The organism is Ideonella sp., from assembly GCF_041918995.1.
Classification (GTDB): Bacteria; Pseudomonadota; Gammaproteobacteria; order Burkholderiales; family Burkholderiaceae_C; genus Ideonella.
Window position 1 is genome coordinate 46,277 of the sequence record NZ_JAYRUN010000011.1, and the last position, 15,541, is coordinate 61,817.

General features: G+C 73.6%; 14 protein-coding genes. 5 read left to right on the plus strand and 9 right to left on the minus strand.

Translation table 11 applies throughout. The features are described 5' to 3' along the window. Positions 1–10: 10 nt before the first annotated feature. The 3 genes from ACE3UN_RS11455 (at position 11) to ACE3UN_RS11465 (ending at position 3,088) form a co-directional block, all read left to right on the plus strand. A complete protein-coding gene (locus tag ACE3UN_RS11455; protein WP_374675077.1) occupies positions 11–343 on the plus strand; it encodes a PadR family transcriptional regulator in 333 nt (110 codons plus the stop codon). Then, positions 340–912, plus strand: a complete 573-nt coding sequence (locus tag ACE3UN_RS11460; RefSeq protein ID WP_374675078.1) for a hypothetical protein — start codon at positions 340–342, stop codon at positions 910–912. The genes ACE3UN_RS11455 and ACE3UN_RS11460 overlap by 4 nt, the downstream gene beginning before the upstream one ends. Before the next feature lie 193 nt (positions 913–1,105). Then, positions 1,106–3,088, plus strand: a complete 1,983-nt coding sequence (locus ACE3UN_RS11465; RefSeq protein ID WP_374675079.1) for an AAA family ATPase — start codon at positions 1,106–1,108, stop codon at positions 3,086–3,088. 11 nt (positions 3,089–3,099) lie between these two features. Here ACE3UN_RS11465 and ACE3UN_RS11470 read toward each other — a convergent pair whose 3' ends face one another. The 6 genes from ACE3UN_RS11470 to ACE3UN_RS11495 all read right to left on the minus strand — a co-directional run bounded on the left by ACE3UN_RS11470 (position 3,100) and on the right by ACE3UN_RS11495 (position 10,982). Further along, the gene (locus ACE3UN_RS11470) at positions 3,100–4,272 is read right to left on the minus strand and encodes an FAD-dependent oxidoreductase (protein WP_374675080.1); all 1,173 of its coding nucleotides are present in this window, start codon (positions 4,270–4,272) and stop codon (positions 3,100–3,102) included. A gap of 32 nt (positions 4,273–4,304) precedes the next feature. Next, positions 4,305–4,925 carry a UdgX family uracil-DNA binding protein gene (locus ACE3UN_RS11475; protein WP_374675081.1) on the minus strand — a complete coding sequence of 207 codons (621 nt, stop codon included), beginning with the start codon at positions 4,923–4,925 and terminating at the stop codon, positions 4,305–4,307. A 53-nt stretch (positions 4,926–4,978) separates the two neighbouring features. Beyond that, positions 4,979–7,171: an ATP-binding protein gene (locus tag ACE3UN_RS11480; protein WP_374675082.1), complete on the minus strand. Its 2,193-nt coding sequence runs from the start codon at positions 7,169–7,171 to the stop codon at positions 4,979–4,981. Positions 7,172–7,206: 35 nt separating this feature from the next. Further along, positions 7,207–8,547 (minus strand): SGNH/GDSL hydrolase family protein, encoded by a 1,341-nt coding sequence (locus tag ACE3UN_RS11485; RefSeq protein WP_374675083.1) that lies wholly within the window; start codon positions 8,545–8,547, stop codon positions 7,207–7,209. A gap of 90 nt (positions 8,548–8,637) precedes the next feature. Next, positions 8,638–10,326: an ABC transporter ATP-binding protein/permease gene (locus ACE3UN_RS11490; RefSeq protein ID WP_374675182.1), complete on the minus strand. Its 1,689-nt coding sequence runs from the start codon at positions 10,324–10,326 to the stop codon at positions 8,638–8,640. A 161-nt stretch (positions 10,327–10,487) separates the two neighbouring features. Continuing rightward, positions 10,488–10,982: a VOC family protein gene (locus tag ACE3UN_RS11495; RefSeq protein ID WP_374675084.1), complete on the minus strand. Its 495-nt coding sequence runs from the start codon at positions 10,980–10,982 to the stop codon at positions 10,488–10,490. A gap of 195 nt (positions 10,983–11,177) precedes the next feature. Between ACE3UN_RS11495 and ACE3UN_RS11500 the strand changes: the two genes are divergently transcribed. Further along, positions 11,178–12,527, plus strand: coding sequence for an HD domain-containing phosphohydrolase (locus ACE3UN_RS11500; RefSeq protein WP_374675085.1), 1,350 nt, complete (start codon positions 11,178–11,180; stop codon positions 12,525–12,527). A gap of 22 nt (positions 12,528–12,549) precedes the next feature. On the opposite strand, the gene ACE3UN_RS11505 is transcribed toward ACE3UN_RS11500, so the two are convergent. Genes ACE3UN_RS11505 through ACE3UN_RS11515 form a run of 3 tightly spaced genes read right to left on the minus strand, consistent with a single transcriptional unit; the run spans position 12,550 to position 14,479 of the window. Next, complete coding sequence (locus ACE3UN_RS11505; protein WP_374675086.1) at positions 12,550–12,969, minus strand: group II truncated hemoglobin; 420 nt, start codon at positions 12,967–12,969, stop codon at positions 12,550–12,552. Further along, entirely contained in the window at positions 12,969–13,778 is an 810-nt protein-coding gene (locus ACE3UN_RS11510; RefSeq protein WP_374675087.1) for a MinD/ParA family protein, read from the minus strand. Before ACE3UN_RS11510 ends, ACE3UN_RS11505 begins: the two co-directional genes overlap by 1 nt. Next, the gene (locus ACE3UN_RS11515; RefSeq protein ID WP_374675088.1) at positions 13,775–14,479 is read right to left on the minus strand and encodes a GGDEF domain-containing protein; all 705 of its coding nucleotides are present in this window, start codon (positions 14,477–14,479) and stop codon (positions 13,775–13,777) included. Before ACE3UN_RS11515 ends, ACE3UN_RS11510 begins: the two co-directional genes overlap by 4 nt. A 201-nt stretch (positions 14,480–14,680) precedes the next feature. Here ACE3UN_RS11515 and ACE3UN_RS11520 point away from each other — a divergent pair, with 201 nt between their 5' ends. Next, positions 14,681–15,541, plus strand: coding sequence for a CheR family methyltransferase (locus tag ACE3UN_RS11520; RefSeq protein ID WP_374675089.1), 861 nt, complete (start codon positions 14,681–14,683; stop codon positions 15,539–15,541).

Here is a 15,541-nt window from a genome sequence, read left to right on the forward strand (position 1 = left end):
GGAGCGCTGCATGGGGTCCACAGGCCTGGGTGAACTGGAGTTGCGCGTGCTGCTGGCGGTGGTGCGCCTGGGCGACGGCGCCTATGCCGTGTCGGTGCGCGACGAAATCGCCGCACGCGCCGGCCACGACGTCTCGCGCGGGACCATCTACGTCACGCTGGACCGGATGGCGCGCAAGGGGCTGCTGCAGGACCGCCTGGGCGAGCCGACCGCCGAGCGCGGTGGCAAGGCCAGGCGGCTGTTCACCGCGACGGCCGCGGGTGCCCAGGCGCTGCGCCAGTCACTCGCCGGCACGCGCGCCCTGCTGCAGGGGCTGCCGGCGGACATCGAAGGCGCGCCATGAGCGCCGCGCCCCCCGCCGGACGCCCGCGCGGGCCGGGTTGGGCGCGGCTGGCCGGCTACTGCGTTCCCCCGGCCTGGCGGGACGATGTGGTGGCCGATGTGCTCGAACAGCGGGGCACGCGCTCGCTCGCCTGGGTGGCCTGGCAGCTGGCCTGCATCGGGACGCGGTGGCGCGGCGCCCTGGCGGCCGAGCCCGACCACCGTGCCGGCGTGCTGGCCTGGGGCGCGGCCACGGCCGCCGTGCTGCTCGCCATGCCCTTGGCCGCCGGCTTCGCGCAGGCCGGGGCGGTGGTGTTCACGGGCACACCGTGGGCGCCGTGGTCCGCCTGGCCGGATGCGCCGGCGGCCAGCGGGGCGGTCGCCGCCGGGCTGGTGCTGGGCTGGGCACCGGGCCTGGACCCCGCCGCCCGGGCCGCACGGCCGCTGCTGGCCGCACCGGCCGGCGTGGGGGCCGCCGCGCTGGCGGGCAACGTCCCGGCGGGCGTGGCCTGCGGGCTCGCGCTCTGGCTGTGTGCGGCGGCTGCCGCGCGGGTGCGCGACACACCCGACGCCAATCGACACAGCCCGTAACCCGGGGCCGTGGGCCTCCGCGGCGGCCGCCGTACCCGACATGCCCGCAGGGGCGGAACTCCACCGGGGTTTGGGGGATCACTCCGCCGTTCATCCTTCGACTGCCGTCGGGGCCGGCCGGCCACACTGTCGGCACCTCCCCGCCCAGCGCCCGCCCGGTCGCTGCCCTGCCGCCCCGCCCGCCCGCCGCCGCATGAGTTCCTGGAAGAAGCTGTTGTCCCTCGGTCGTGCCCATCCCCGGGCGACCGGCGCCGTCCTGGCCGTGCTGGTCGCGCTGGCGGGTGTGCTGCTGCTTGGCCAGCATGCGCGCCAGGAGGCCGACTCCCGCAAGGACCCGGCCGCGCTCGCGTTCGAGCAGGACGCCGACGCCTGGCTCGCCTCACCCAGCTCCGTGTCGGACTTCGTGCGTGCGGCCGACAGCGGCCAGCTCGCCGCGGTGGGGGTGGCCAATGGCCAGCCCGGCCTGGTGCTCTACACCCTCAAGGACGGCCGCAAGGCCAGCGTGCAGGTGCCGGGCTGCACCTCGCTGGGCTGCGCGGGCACCGCCCTGGACCGGTTGGGCGAGAAGAGCGCCGCGGCGGGCTTCACCCTGGTGGGCGTGGACGTGGACAGCCGCACGCCCAGCCAGCGCGTGCTGGCCGCCGTGGAGACCGCCCTGCCCATCGTGCTGCTCGCGGTGGCCCTGGGCGGCGGGCTGCTGCTGCTGGGCCGGCTGCAGATGGCCTCGGGCCAGAACGCCACCACGCTGGCCACCAAGCCCGACACCACCTTCGCCGACGCCATCGGCAACGACGAGGCCAAGGCCGCGCTGCAGCGCGTGAAGGCCTTCCTCAGCGACCCGGCGCAGTACGTGCGCATGGGTGCCGCGGCGCCGCGCGGCGTGCTGCTGGTGGGCCCGCCGGGCACGGGCAAGACGCTGCTTGCCAAGGCGCTGGCCGGCGAGTGCGGCGCCAACTTCATCGCCGTGGACGGCTCCTACTTCACCGCCAGCTACTACGGCGCCGGCGTGGCGAAGGTGCGTGCCCTGTTCAAGCTGGCCCGCAAGCAGGCGCCCTGCGTGCTGTTCATCGACGAGGTCGATGGCATCGGCAAGCGCGCCAGCGGCGGCCAGGGCGGCGGCGCCGAGTCGGAGATGAACCGCATCATCAACCGCGTGCTGGTGGAGATGGACGGCTTCGACGCCATGGACAACGTGGTGGTGGTGGCCGCCACCAACCACGAGGACAACATCGACGAGGCCCTGCGCCGGCCCGGCCGCTTCGACCTGCTGGTGCGCCTGAACAAGCCCACCCTGCCCGAGCGGCAGCAGCTGTTCGACCTGTACCTCGGCAAGGTGCGCCACGACGGCCGGGCTGACACCGGCGCCCTGGCGCGCATGGCCACCGGCATGTCGCCGGCCGAGATCGCCAACGTGGTGAACAAGGCGGCCTCCACCGCCGCGGAACAAGGCGCCGACGCCGTGACCCCGGACCACCTGGTGCGTGCCGTGGAGGCCCAGCTGCTGGGCGGCGAGGTGTCGCCCATCAAGGACCTGCTGACGGCGGGCACGCGCGACCGCCTGGCCTTCCATGAGGCCGGCCACGCGCTGGTGGGGCACTGGACGGGCGCGGGCCGCATCGAGCGCGTGACCATCGAGCCGCGCGGCCCCGGACTCGGCGTGACCTACATGACCCGCGAGACCGAGGACCCGCTGTACGCCCAGGGCGAGCTGGTGAGCCGGCTGGCCATGATGCTGGGCGGCCGCGAGGCCGAGCTGCTGGTGCTGGGCAGCGTGTCCTCCGGCGCGTCGGACGACCTCAAGCGCGCCTCCGAGCTCGCCATCCAGATGGTGGGGCAGCTCGGCTTCTCGGAGACCTTCGGCCTGCTCAGCATTGCCGGCATACCCAAGGAGCTGATGGGCCCGGAACTGCAGTCCGCCGTGCTGACCGAGGCGCGCACCCTGCTGGAGACCGCCCAGGCCACCTGCCGCCACATCCTCACCCGCCAGCGCCACCGGCTGGACGCCCTCGCCGCCGAACTGCTGACCACCGAGGTGCTCTCGGGGCCGTTGCTGGTCGACCTGCTGGGTGACCCGGCCGCCGATGCGGCCCCTGCCGAGCCGGCCGTGGGCCCGCGACGCGCGGTGCCGGCCGCGCTGCGCGGCCGCATCGAGGCGGCCGACGAAGCCATCGCCTGAGCGGCCGGCGCTCAGCCGGCCGGGAACAGCGCCGCCAGCCGCGCCACCGCGGCCTCCGAGGCGGCGCGGTCCGGTGTGGTGCCCGCGTCGCCGAAGTCGTGGTCGCCTTGCGCCTGCACCAGCAGGCCGTCGCGCCGTGGCACCACCGAGAGGTTGTGGCCACGCCAGTACAGGCCGTAGTCCACCTCCGGCTGGGGCACCAGGCGCGCCGTCTGGCCGCGCACCGGAATGACCGATTCGTCACCGAACAGCGCCCGGGCGCCATAGCCCGTGGCATGCACCAGCGTGCGCTCGCGCAGGCGGCCGAGCTCGCGCGGGTGCACGAACTCCTCGGTGACCAGCTCGCCACCCTCGCGCAGGAAATCGTCCATCAGCAGCCGCTGGTAGCTGGCCAGGTGGAACACCAGCTGGGTGTAGCGCCGTGCATGGGGCACCGGGAACGGATGCTCGGCCGGCGAGAGCACGCGAGAGCGCGGCCGGAGGTCGCCGAGCGCCGCCTCCAGCGGCGGGTACGGCGGCTCCAGTGCCTCGCCGCCCGCCGGCGGCACCGGCTGGTCGAAGGGCACGTCGGACAGCACGTAGCCGGCATGCCAGGCCACCGGCTCGCCGGGCAGGCCCAGCAGGGACTGGTAGGTGCGGAAGGCGTCGCGCGCCATGGTCTCCCAGCGGGCGGCGAAGGCCGGCGTGGCATGCTCGGCCGTGCAGATGCGCGACTCGGGCGACCACACACCCGTGGCCGCGGACGAGCGCACCTCCGGCGGCCGCTCGCGCGCATAGATGCGCACCTTCAGGCCGGCGCGCTGCGCCACCCGCGCGGTGGTCAGGCCGATGGCGCCGCAGCCGATCACGCCGATGCGCTGCTCGCCGCCGGCCAGGATCAGCGGCAGCGCCTGCCGTGCCGAACCCCACGACAGCGACCAGCCGGCGCCGCCGTGCCCATAGTGGTGGACGATGTGCCGCCCGAAGCGGCGCTCCACTTCCAGCCGCGGGCCCTGGGCACGGAACGGCCGCGTGCACACCGAGATGTCGATGATCCGGTCGGGCCGGGCCTGGATGGGCGACAGCGGGGTGGCGGGTGCGAAGCGGCCCAGGGCACCGGACTCGTCGGCGCCGAGGGCCCGTGCGGTGGCCAGAGGCAGCGCCGCGGCGGCCAGGCCGCGGGCAAGCAGATGACGACGGTGCATGGGGCGGCGATGATAGGCCGCCCGGCTCGTGCTCACGCCGTGGCCAGCGGCACCTTCTGCTGCACCGCCCGCAGGTCGTCCAGCCAGCGCTCGAAGGCCATGGCCCGCTCGCCGCCGCGCAATCGCAGCAGGGCCGAGGGGTGCAGGGTCACCAGCACCGGCAGCCCGTCCCCGCGGGCCAGCCACTGGCCGCGGTGGGCCATCACCGGCACCGCGCGGTGCATCAGCGAGCGCGCCGCCGTGGCCCCCAGCGCCACCGCCGCCTGTGGCCGCAGCGTTGCCAGCTCCTGCTCCAGCCAGTGCAGGCAGGCCTCGGCTTCGCGCTGGGCGGGCGTCTTGTGCCGCCGGCGGGTGCCCCGCCATTCGAACTTGAAGTGCTTCACCGCGTTGGTGATGTACAGCGCGTCGCGCGGCCAGCCCAGGCGCTGCAGGGCCTTGTCGAGCAGCTGGCCTGCCGGGCCCACGAACGGCCGGCCGGCCAGGTCCTCCTTGTCGCCCGGCTGTTCGCCCACGAGCACCAGCGCCGCGCCGGCGGCGCCCTGCCCCCACACCGTCTGCGTGGCCGGCTGCCAGAGCGGGCAACGCCGGCAGCCGGCCGCCTCGTCGGCCAGGGCCTGCAGGCGGGCGGCGGGCGAACGCAGCGGATCACGCATGCCCCGCACGCAGCAAGGCGCGTGCGCGCGCGGTGCCCGCGCGTCGGCGCCGGTCAGGACCGGGGCAGCGCCGCCCGGGCCGCCCGCGCGTCGCGCACGGCCTGCTCGAAGGCGCGCAGCTCGAAGGGCTTCTGCAGGAAGCCGTCGAAACCCGCCTCGCGGGCCTGCGCCCGCATGGCCTCGTCGCCGTAGGCGGTGAGCGCCAGCATGACGGGCGTGCGGGTGGGAAGCCGCCGGGCCACCTCCAGGCCATTGAGGCCGGGCAGACCCACGTCCACCAGCGCCACGTCGGGCGGGTCGTCGGTGAGCAGCTGCAGGCCGCTGTGGCCGTCGAAGGCCGTGCGGACCTGGTGCCCGGCCGTCTGCAGCAGGGTGGCGGTGGCGTTGCTCACGTCGGCGTGGTCCTCCACCAGGGCCACGCGCAACGGCGGCAGGGGCTCGGGCGCCGCCGGCTCCTCGGCCGGCGCGGCACCGCTGGCCTCGCTGAGCACCGGCAGCCGCACGGTGAAGCGGGCGCCACGGCCCACGCCCGGGCTGCTGGCCTCGATGGTGCCGCCGTGCAGCTCCACCAGGCCACGCACCACGTGCAGGCCCAGGCCCAGGCCACCGCGCGCCCGGTCCAGGCCGGTTTCCGCCTGGGTGAAGGGGTCGAACAGGGTGCGCAGCAGCGGCGGGTCGATGCCTGCGCCGGTGTCGGCCACGGTCAGCACCGCGTGGCCGTCGTTGCGCGCCAGCACGATGTGCACGTCGCCTCCCGCCGGGGTGAACTTGGCCGCGTTGTCCAGCAGGTTGGCGACGATCTGCTCCAGCCGCATGGCGTCGCCCCGCACCATCACCGGCTGCAGCGAGGTGTGCACCGCCAGGTGGCGCGTGCGGCCCGCATTGCGGAAGGCCTGCACCACCGAGCCCACGAGCTGCGACAGCTCGACGTCCGCCTCCCGCAGCGACAGCTTGCCGCTGCTGGCGCGGGCGGCGTCCAGCAGGTCGTTGACCAGCATGGACATCTGGCGCACCTGGCGCTTGAGCACCTCCTGCGCATGCTGGTTGGTCTGCGGCGTGGCGTTCTTCGCCTCCAGCAGCGCCACCGAGGCGGACATGGCGCTCAGCGGGTTGCGCAGCTCGTGCGCGAGCATCGCCAGGAACTCGTCCTTGCCCTTGTTGGCGCGCACCGCCTGCTCGCGGGCCAGCTCGGCCTCGGTGCGGGCGTTGAGCAGGTCGGCCAGGGCGTCCAGCAGCTTGCGGCGCACCGTCTCGGCCTCGTCGATGGCCAGCGGCTTCTGCGCCGGCCCGTCCGGGTCGGCCGCGGTGACGCGCGACACCTCGGCCAGGGCGTCGAGTGCGCGCACGATGCGCCGGCCCATGAAGGCGGCCCCGCCCGCGGCCACCCCGGCAGCCAGCAGCAGGCCGCCCACCATCAGCAGCGTCTGGTCACGCAGGTCGGCGCGCAGCGATTCGGACGGCACGCCGGTGGCCAGTGTCCACGGCGCTACGTTGAGCCGGCTGAACGCGCTGTGGAAGGGCTGCCCCTCCAGCCCGACCCCCATGAAACTGCCCTCCCGGCTGCCAGCCGCCTCCTGCCGCAGCCGGGGGCTGGCCGGACGCCCCACCCAGCGCTCGTTGTTGAGCGTGCGGGCGATGATCATGCCGTTGGTGTCCAGCAGCGTCAGCGTGGCGTCGTCCGCGATGGGATAGCTGCGCAGGAAGCCCAGCCAGTCCTGCTGCTCGATGCCCACGACGACGAGCCGGGCCACCTGCTCGCCCACCAGCTCGGGCACGGCGACGAAGGTGTAGAAGTGCACCCCGTCGCCCGAGGGCACGAGGCCGGAGACGACGGGCAGGCGCCCGCCCAGCACCAGCAGCCGCGTCGCCTCGTCCAGCGTGGGCGCCGGCCCGGACCCGGGCCGCTGCTGCAGCGCCACGCGCTCACCGGTGGCGGTGACGACCGACAGCGACGACCACCTGGGATGCTGCGCCAGCACCCGCCCCAGGCGGTTGTCCAGCTCGGTCTCGCCGGCCAGGCGGGCCTCGCCCGGCGTCGTGGGCTCGGTGAGCGTGCGCAGCAGCCGGATCGTCGCGTCCAGCTCGGTGTCCAGCGCCAGGCGCAGTGCCCGCACCCGTTCCAGGTGCCGCTCCGTGTGCACCTGCCGCTGCGTCTGCAGCAGCAGCGCCACGGACAGCCCGGCCACGAGCGCCAGCGGCGCCACGACGGCGACCATCATCCAGGCCAGTTGGACGCGGATGCGCATGGCAGGCAGGGCCGGTGGCGGGCGTGGCCGGGCGCTCAGCGCGCCGCGGACGGTTCGCCGAAGACCTCGATTTCGCGGTACGGCGCGGGCGCGTCGATGCCGATGAACCCGTACTGGCGCGCCGGCGGTTCGGCGAAGCGGAACTGCACGCGTGCCACGCCGGTGGCGAGCGGCTGGCCGTCCGGCCGCCGCATCGTCAGCACCGAGCCGGTCTCGGCCGCATCCACCACCACGTGGTGGGCGCCGGCCAGGCGCTGGTAGGCGTCCGGCGCCTGCGCGGCGGACCACCAGACCTCGTAGGCCTGGTGGCTGCGCTCGTCGCCGTTGCCCGCCGCCGCGCGGCCGGCGTGGGTGCGGATGGCCGAGAGCGTATAGCCCGAGGGCGCGGCCGCCGTGTCCAGCGTGAAGGTGGTGGTGAAGGTCTCGTCGGCGTCGTCGGTGAAGCGGGCCAGGCTGCCGTCGTTCAACACGCGCGTCGAGCGGCTGCCACCGTAGCCGCTGCTGCGGGCGGACACCAGAGTGGGCGCGCCGGCACGCACGAGGTTCGCTTGCGGCGCCGGCACGGCGTCGCTCGCCCAGAGCGTGCGGTCGGCCAGCACCACGCCGTCGGCGCGGCCGCGCACCGGGTTGGCCGGCAGCTGCGGCAGCGCCTGGATGGCACGGAACCACTGCTCGGCCATGACCGCGTAGCCCTCGGGGCTGGGGTGGATGCCGTCGGGGTGGGGGTAGGCCAGCATGGGCGTGTACATGTCCACCAGCGCCACCCGGTGGCCGAGCGCCTGGTGCCGCGCCACCAGGGCCGGGATCTCCGCGTTCAGCGCCCGGACGTAGGCCTGGGTGGTCTCGCTGGCGGGGGCGTTGGCCGGCACGATCTGGGCCAGCAGCACCTGGATGTCCGGGTTGTAGGCCACCACCCGGGAGACGAGGTCGTCCAGGCGGGCCACCACACCGGGCCGGCCGGCGCCGGGGTCGCCGCGGAAGCGGTAGTTCTGCTGCGCGTCGTTGGTGCCGGCGTGGACCAGCACGATGGCCGGGTCCCACAGGCGCAGCCGGTCCTCCAGGGGCAGCGCGTTCCAGAACGCACCGCCCTGCGCGATCTGCTCGATGCGGTAGGCCGAGTAGCCGTCGTGGTCGTGCTCCAGGAAGTCGGCCGGGTCGGTGTTGCGCGAGCTGCGCGAGCCGACGAAGTTCGGCCGGCCGAATGCCGCGGTCAGGCGCTCGAACAGCGGCCGCCGGTAGCCGCCCTGGCCGTCGCCACCTTCGGTGATGGAGTCGCCGATGGGCATGATGCGCAGCGGCTCGGACCGCACGGCCGCGGCGCCGGCCAGTCCGGCCAGCAGGATCAGGGCAAGGGCAAGGGGACGGGTGCGTCGCATGGGGTCTCCAGGGCGGGGCGCCGCGGGGCGGCGCCTGAGGGCAAACGGCGGTCCCGGCACGCAAGCGACGTGCCGCGACGGGCGGTGGCATTACACATCGAACTGGAAGCCGTCGGCCGGCTGCAGCTGCCACTGGCCGCCACCCGTGAGGCTCAGCACCTGCGTGTGGAAGCGCAGCACCCCCGGCCGGTGCGCCACGCTCACCAGCGTGGCGCCGCTGTCGCGCAGGCGCTGGTACAGCACCGCCTCGTTGCGCGCGTCCAGGGCGCTGGTGGCTTCGTCCAGGATCACCACCTTGGGCTGCCGTACCAGCACGCGGGCGAAGGCCAGCCGCTGCTGCTCGCCCACCGACAGCAGCTTCTCCCAGTCGTCCTCGGCGTCCAGCCCGCCCACCTGGCCGGCCAGGTCGCCCAGCTGCACCTCGGCCAGGATGGCGAGCAGGCGGTCGTCGTCGAGCTCGGTGTCGGTCGCGGGGTAGATGAGCTGGCTGCGCAGCGAGCCCGGCTGCATGTAGGGCCGCTGCGGCAGGAAGAACAGGTCGGTCAGCGGCGGGTGCTGCACGGTGCCGGTGCCCGAGCGCCACAGCCCCGCGATGGCGCGCAGCAGCGAGCTCTTGCCGCTGCCGCTGACGCCGGTGATGAGCAGCCCGTCGCCGGGGTCGAGGCTGAGGCTGAGGTTCTTCACCAGCAGCCGGTCGGTGCGCGGGGTGTAGAGGGTCAGCCCATCCAGGCGCAGCCGGTCGCCCTTGCGCCAGTCGATGCGCGGGGACGTCGCACCCGCGGGCGCGCCGTCACGCCGGCCCCGCCCGCCGACGCCGCCGGGCAGCACCAGCCGCGACAGCGCGTCGAGCCGCCCGATCCCGGCCACGAAGCGCGACAGGCTCTCGAAGTTCTCGACGATCACGGAGACGGCCGACAGCACCGCCACGAACGCACCACCCGCCTGCACGGCGCGGCCCACCTCCATCTCGCCCGAGAGCACCGCATCGGCCAGGATGATGCTGGGCACCACCACCGTGAGCTGGGTGAAGGCGCGCTGGAACAGGTTGAGCGTGCGCTGCTTGCGGATGAGCTTCCAGTAGTTGTGCCAGGCCGCGTCGAACAGCCGCTCGACGCGCGAGCGCTCCTGCGGCTCGCCGCGGTAGAAGGCAATGGACTCGGCGTTCTCCCGCACGCGCATCAGGCCGAAGCGGAAATCGGCTTCGCGACGCAGCTGCCAGAAATTCAGCCCGATCAGTGGCGCACCGAACACGCCGAGCGCCAGCACCGTGCCCACCGTGGCGTACACGGCGAGAAAGGCCACCAGGGCCTTGGAGATGGACCACAGCACCGCGCTGAAGGCCACCAGCTGCATCACCGAGCCCAGGAAGATCAGCAGGAAGTGGATCGACCGACCGGTGAAGGTGTTGATGTCCTCGCTGATGCGCTGGTCCGGGTTGTCGATGTCGCCGTTCTTCTGCAGGTCGTAATAGCGGCGTTCGCCGAAGTAGCCGTCCAGGAAGCGCCGGGTGAGCCAGCGCCGCCAGTGGTTGGCGAACGCATCGCGCATGTAGTAGTAGAAGGCGTAGATGGGTACCGCGAAGGCGAGCACCACCAGACAGGCGCGCACGGCATCCCAGAAGCGGTCGGCATCCCGGGCGGCCAGCGCGGATGTCAGCTCACCCGTCTGGGTGTTCAGCCGCACCGCGAAATGCGTCTCGGCCAGCATCAGCCCGATCAACACCGCCAGCAGCGTCCAGGCCTTGCGGCGCTCGTCGCCGCGCCAGTACGGCACCGCCATGGCCACGAACTGCCGCCATGCCGCCATCGACAGCTTCGGCGGCTTCAGGCGAGGCGGAGCGGCAAGACGCAGGGCGGGCACGGGTGCGGGGATCAGGGGGGTCGGGCCATGGTAACCGCCACCTGCAGGCCTGCCATGGCGGCGCACGCGCCGCCCGCGTGTCAGCCGCCGCCGCAGCCGCCCTGCCCCGCCATCGCCGCCATCGCCGCCTGGAAACGCTGCTGCAGCGCCTCGCCGGTGACCGTCTCGAGGTGGGACGCGATCATCCACTTGTGGCCGAACGGGTCGGTGACACCCCCCGCGCGGTCGCCCCAGAACTGGTCCATCAGCGGCATCATCACCGTGGCGCCGGCCTCCAGCGCGCGGGCGTACACCGCGTCGCAATCGGGCACGTAGAAAGTGACCATGGTGCCCGAGCCGCCCAGCGCCAGTGGCGACAGGGCGCCCATCTCCGGGCGCTCCTCGGTGAGCATGAAGTGGGCCGCGCCGATGCGCAGCTCGGCGTGCACCACGCTGCCGTCCGGAGCGTCCAGGCGCTCGACCAGGTCGGCGCCGAAGACACGCTGGTAGAAGGCGATGGCATCGGGCGCGCCCCGCACGGTGAGGTAGGGCAAGGCGCCGTAGGGGGCGGGAACGCGGTCGGGCGAGGCGGTCATGCGGATCTCCTGGGGGTGTGGGGGGTGGGGGGGGGACGCCCGCCGCCATCGGATGCGGCGGGCCTGCACCGGGACGACGATCGCCGCGCGCCGATTTCGACACAGGTCAAGTTGTCACAGATCGCTGCAGGCTGCCCCTTCAGGCGCGGGCGCAGCGGCCGAAAGGTACGGCACCCCTGATTGCGCCCCGGCCCCGTGTCCGACCCCTCCACCGTCAACCCCCACTACCTCGACCACGTCGTCGGCACCACCGCCAGCCACGTGGTGGAGGTGACGGAGGACATCGTCAGCGGCAGCGGCATCAAGCTGCTGGCCAAGGGCGCCCGCATCGACCCGGCGGTGCGCGAGCGGCTGCTGGCGCACAAGCTGCGCAAGCCGCTGGAGGACTGCCTGCAGGTGGCCGACGGCGTGCGCGCCGACGAGCTGCCCGCCCTGGCGGAGCAGCTGCAGCAGACCTGGCCGGCGCTGGAGGCGCTGAGCCGCCCCCCGGACGGCACCGCCTCGGTGGCCACCTCGCTGGGGCGTCTGTCGCTGAGCGGTCCGGTGCGGTCGCTGCTCACCGTGTACGCCCGGTCCCGGCCCGGCCGGCTGGAGCACGCGGTGGGTGTGGCCATGCTGGCGCTGTCGCTGGGCCGCCGGCTGGCGCCGGGCGAGTTCGACCGCCACCGCGACCTGGCGCTGGCCGGGCTGCTGCACGACGTCGGCGAGCTGTACCTGGATCCCGCCCACCTGGCCGCTGGGGGGGCGCTGCCGCCGGACCACTGGCGGCAGATCGTCAGCCACCCGCTCATCGGCCACCGGGTGCTGCGCCACATGGACGGCGCCGGCCCCGTGGTCGCCCGGTCGGTGCTGCAGCACCATGAGCGCCTGGACGGGCTGGGCTACCCGCAAGGGCTGGCAGGCGCAGACCTGCCGCTGGACGGGCAGGTGCTGGGCGTGGCGGAGTGGCTGATGGGCCTGCTGTCGGGCGGCATCTCGCCACTGCTGCGCGCCAAGCTGGCCAGCTGCGTGGTGCCGGGAGAATTCAGCACCGAGCTGCTGCAGGCCGTGGCCGCGGCCCGCTTCCAGGCCGACGGCCTGCCACCGCTGGCGCCGCAGGACGGTGCCCTGCAGCAGCAGCGCGCGGTCGCGCGCGCCGAGCGCATCGCGGCCTGCCTGCGCCGGTTCCGCGACCAGCGCCCATGGATCGATGAACGCGTCGCGCAGGCACGCGGGCCGCTGCAGCGCGCCTTGCAGGCCGCCGTGCAGCGGCTGGAGCGGCTGCAGCTGTCGTTCGTCAGTGCCGGCCTGGAGATCGATGCGCCACGCCGCCTGGTGGACGAACTGGTCGCGCTGGGCGACGCGGCCCTGCGCCAGGAGATCAGCCAGCTGCTCGGCGAGATGGAGTTCCGTCTGCGTGCCCTGGAGCGCGAGTGCCTGGCCCGCACCGGGCTGCTGCCGCCGGACGACCACCGGGTGATGCAGGACGTGGTGGCCCGGCTGCGCGACGACGCGCCCGACGACGCGGCCCACGACGCGGCCCAGGACGCACCGGCACCCGCCTGATGGCCGCCCCGCCGCCGGTGCCTCAGCCGGCGCGGTTGCGCATCCAGTCGGCCGTCTGGAAGAACGACGTCTCCAGCCGCTCGCGCAGGGCGGCGGGCACCTCGCGCTCCTGCATCGCCTGGAACATGCACGCCAGCCACTCGTCGCGCTCCTGCTGGCCGATGGAGAACGGCAGGTGCCGGGCGCGCAGCCTCGGGTGGCCGAAGCGCTCGATGTAGTGGCTCGGGCCGCCCAGCCAGCCGCACAGGAACCAGAAGAGCTTGTCGCGCGCGTCGTCCAGGGTGCTGCCATGGGCGGCGCGCAACACGGCGTAGGCCGGCTCCAGGTCCATCAGGTCGTAGAAGCGGTCGACGAGCGCGCGCACCGCGGTTTCGCCGCCCAGCTGCTCGAAGGGCGTGGGGCCGGGCACCACCGCCTGGCCGTCGTCGTCCTGCGCAGCCATCAGCTGTTCAGCCGGGTGGCCGCGGCCACCACGCCCTGCGCGGCCGGGGCGCCGGGGAAGGCGTCGAGCAGCAGCTGGCGCCGCGACACGGCCTCGCGCACGGTCTTGTCGGTGGCCACCTCGCCCAGGAACTCCAGCTTGACGGGCGAATCGAGCCCCGGCGAGACATAGCGGTCGACCACCTGCTGCAGCTGGCCACGGATGATGCGGCCGTCGCCCGGCCGGGTGACCTGGTTGACCAGCAGGCGCAGGTCGCGCCGGCCCTGGGTGGTGGCCAGCACCTTGATGGTGGCGTAGGCGTCGGTGAGCGCGGTGGGCTCGGGGGTGGTGACCACCAGCGCCTCGTCGGCCAGCGACACCGTGTAGAGCACCACGTCGGAGATGCCCGCGCCGGTGTCCAGGATGATGCGGTCGAAGCGCGGCTTGACGCGGTTGACCACGCCGACCAGCAGCTCGCGCACCTCGGGCGTGAGGCGCGAGTACTCGACCATGCCGGAGCCGGCCAGCAGCACGTGGAAACCGCCTGGCGCCGGCACGATGGCTTCTTCCAGGGTGTGGCGGCCGGTGAAGACGTCGTGCAGCGTGATCTTGGGGAACAGGTTCAGCACCACGTCCAGGTTGGCCAGGCCCAGGTCGGCGTCCAGCACCAGCACGCGCTGCCCCTGCCGCGCCAGCGCGGCCGCCAGGTTGGCCGACAGGAAGGTCTTGCCCACCCCGCCCTTGCCGCTGGTGACCGCCGTGATGCGGGCCACCTTGCCGCCCCCGCTGGCGGTGGGCAGGTTCGGCCCGTTCGCCGCGCTCGTGTTCATTCCAGGAACTCCCCGAAGTTCGATGTGCCGAAGAGCAGGCCCTTTTCTTCGGGGCTCACGACCGACACGGGGGTCGGCTCCAGGCAGGTGCGGTTGCGGCCCTCGGCCTTGGCGCGGTAGAGCTGCAGGTCGGCGCGCTCGGTCCAGAGGCTGGCGGTGGAGCGCACCCACTGGGGCGCATAGGCGCCGCCCACGCTGATCGTCACACCCAGCGTCTGCGACGGGCCGATGGGAATGGGCCGCGCCTCGATGCGGCTGCGCAGGCGGTCGGCCACGGTCTGGCCGAAGGCCGGCGAGCAGTTGGGCAGGATCACCGCGAACTCTTCCCCGCCGATGCGGGCGGCCAGGTCCATCGGCCGCACCGTCTCGCGCAGCCCGTCGGCCACCGACTGGATGACCAGGTCGCCCACCGCATGGCCGTGGGTGTCGTTCACGCGCTTGAAGTGGTCGATGTCCAGCAGCAGCAGCAGCGCGGGCTCGCCCGAACGCGCCACACGATCGATCTCCCGGCCCAGCGCGGATTCGAAGCTGCGGCGGTTGGCCAGGCCGGTGAGCGCATCGCGGCTGGACAGCTCGCACAGCCCGTCGATCAGGCCCTGCATCCAGGCGGCACTGCCCGGCGCCCCCGGCGGCATGGCATGGCCCGACTGCGCCAGCAGATGCAGGGCCTGCTCGACGCGCAGGGCGTCGAACTCGGGCATCGGGCGGGGGTCGGGAGCGCTCACGCGGCGTGAAATATCGGACAAGGGGCGGGGTGCCGGGGCAGTCTAGCAGTGTGCCCCTCGGGCGAAGGTGCCGAAAAAGGGCCGGGAAGCCACGTCAACTCGGGCCGACGACCACGGTCGTGCCGGGCAGACTCGTGGCGTGCCTGTTCCTGCCACCTGCCGACGACGCCGCCCACGATGACCTCCTTCCTGGATGCCCCGAGCCACGCCGGCGACGCCGCCCCTGCCGAACAGGAGTTCAGCTTCGACGCGGCCGATTTCGAGCGCGTGCGCAAGCTGATCTACCAGCGCGCGGGCATCAGCCTGCACGACGGCAAGCGCGCCATGGTCTACAGCCGGCTGTCGCGTCGCCTGCGCGAGACCGGCCACCGCAGCTTCCGTGACTACCTGCAGTGGCTGGAGTCCGCCGCCGGACCGGCCGGTGACAAGGAGTGGCAGGAGTTCGTCAACTGCCTGACCACCAACCTCACCTCGTTCTTCCGCGAGGAGCACCATTTCCATGCCCTGGCCGATGTGCTGCGTGGCTTCGGCAACCGTGCGCCGCGCATCTGGTGCAACGCCGCGTCCACCGGCGAGGAACCGTACTCGATCGCCATGGTGCTGGCCGAGGCCCTGGGCGACCATGGCGCGCGCCTGCTGGCCACCGACATCGACACCAAGGTGCTCGCCACCGCGCAGCGCGGCGTGTACCCGGCGGATTCGCGCGGGCTGAGCCCCGAGCGCCTGAAGCGCCACTTCATGCGCGGCACGGGCAGCAATGCGGGCTTCATCCGGGTGAAGCCGGAGCTGGCGCGGATGATCGACTTCCGGCCGTTCAACCTGATGTCGACCGCCTGGTCGCTGGGCGAGCCCTTCGACATGGTGTTCTGCCGCAACGTCATGATCTATTTCGACCACGCCACCCAGCGCCGCGTGCTCGAACGCATCCACGGGGTGATGAAACCGGGCGGGCTGCTGTTCGTCGGCCATTCGGAGAACTTCACCGACGCCCGCGACCTGTTCCTGCTGCAAGGCAAGACGATCTACAAGCGGGTGTGA

Excerpts from the sequence above, each read along its gene's own strand:
- ACE3UN_RS11465 (WP_374675079.1), top strand. The coding sequence starts at position 1,106 with ATGAGTTCCTGGAAGAAGCTGTTGTCCCTCGGTCGTGCCCATCCCCGG.
- ACE3UN_RS11520 (WP_374675089.1), top strand. The coding sequence starts at position 14,681 with ATGACCTCCTTCCTGGATGCCCCGAGCCACGCCGGCGACGCCGCCCCT.
- ACE3UN_RS11505 (WP_374675086.1), bottom strand. The coding sequence starts at position 12,969 with ATGGCTGCGCAGGACGACGACGGCCAGGCGGTGGTGCCCGGCCCCACG.
- ACE3UN_RS11460 (WP_374675078.1), top strand. The coding sequence starts at position 340 with ATGAGCGCCGCGCCCCCCGCCGGACGCCCGCGCGGGCCGGGTTGGGCG.
- ACE3UN_RS11485 (WP_374675083.1), bottom strand. The coding sequence starts at position 8,547 with ATGCGACGCACCCGTCCCCTTGCCCTTGCCCTGATCCTGCTGGCCGGA.
- ACE3UN_RS11515 (WP_374675088.1), bottom strand. The coding sequence starts at position 14,479 with ATGCCCGAGTTCGACGCCCTGCGCGTCGAGCAGGCCCTGCATCTGCTG.
- ACE3UN_RS11495 (WP_374675084.1), bottom strand. The coding sequence starts at position 10,982 with ATGACCGCCTCGCCCGACCGCGTTCCCGCCCCCTACGGCGCCTTGCCC.
- ACE3UN_RS11480 (WP_374675082.1), bottom strand. The coding sequence starts at position 7,171 with ATGCGCATCCGCGTCCAACTGGCCTGGATGATGGTCGCCGTCGTGGCG.
- ACE3UN_RS11490 (WP_374675182.1), bottom strand. The coding sequence starts at position 10,326 with ATGGCGGTGCCGTACTGGCGCGGCGACGAGCGCCGCAAGGCCTGGACG.
- ACE3UN_RS11510 (WP_374675087.1), bottom strand. The coding sequence starts at position 13,778 with ATGAACACGAGCGCGGCGAACGGGCCGAACCTGCCCACCGCCAGCGGG.
- ACE3UN_RS11470 (WP_374675080.1), bottom strand. The coding sequence starts at position 4,272 with ATGCACCGTCGTCATCTGCTTGCCCGCGGCCTGGCCGCCGCGGCGCTG.
- ACE3UN_RS11475 (WP_374675081.1), bottom strand. The coding sequence starts at position 4,925 with ATGCGTGATCCGCTGCGTTCGCCCGCCGCCCGCCTGCAGGCCCTGGCC.
- ACE3UN_RS11455 (WP_374675077.1), top strand. The coding sequence starts at position 11 with ATGGGGTCCACAGGCCTGGGTGAACTGGAGTTGCGCGTGCTGCTGGCG.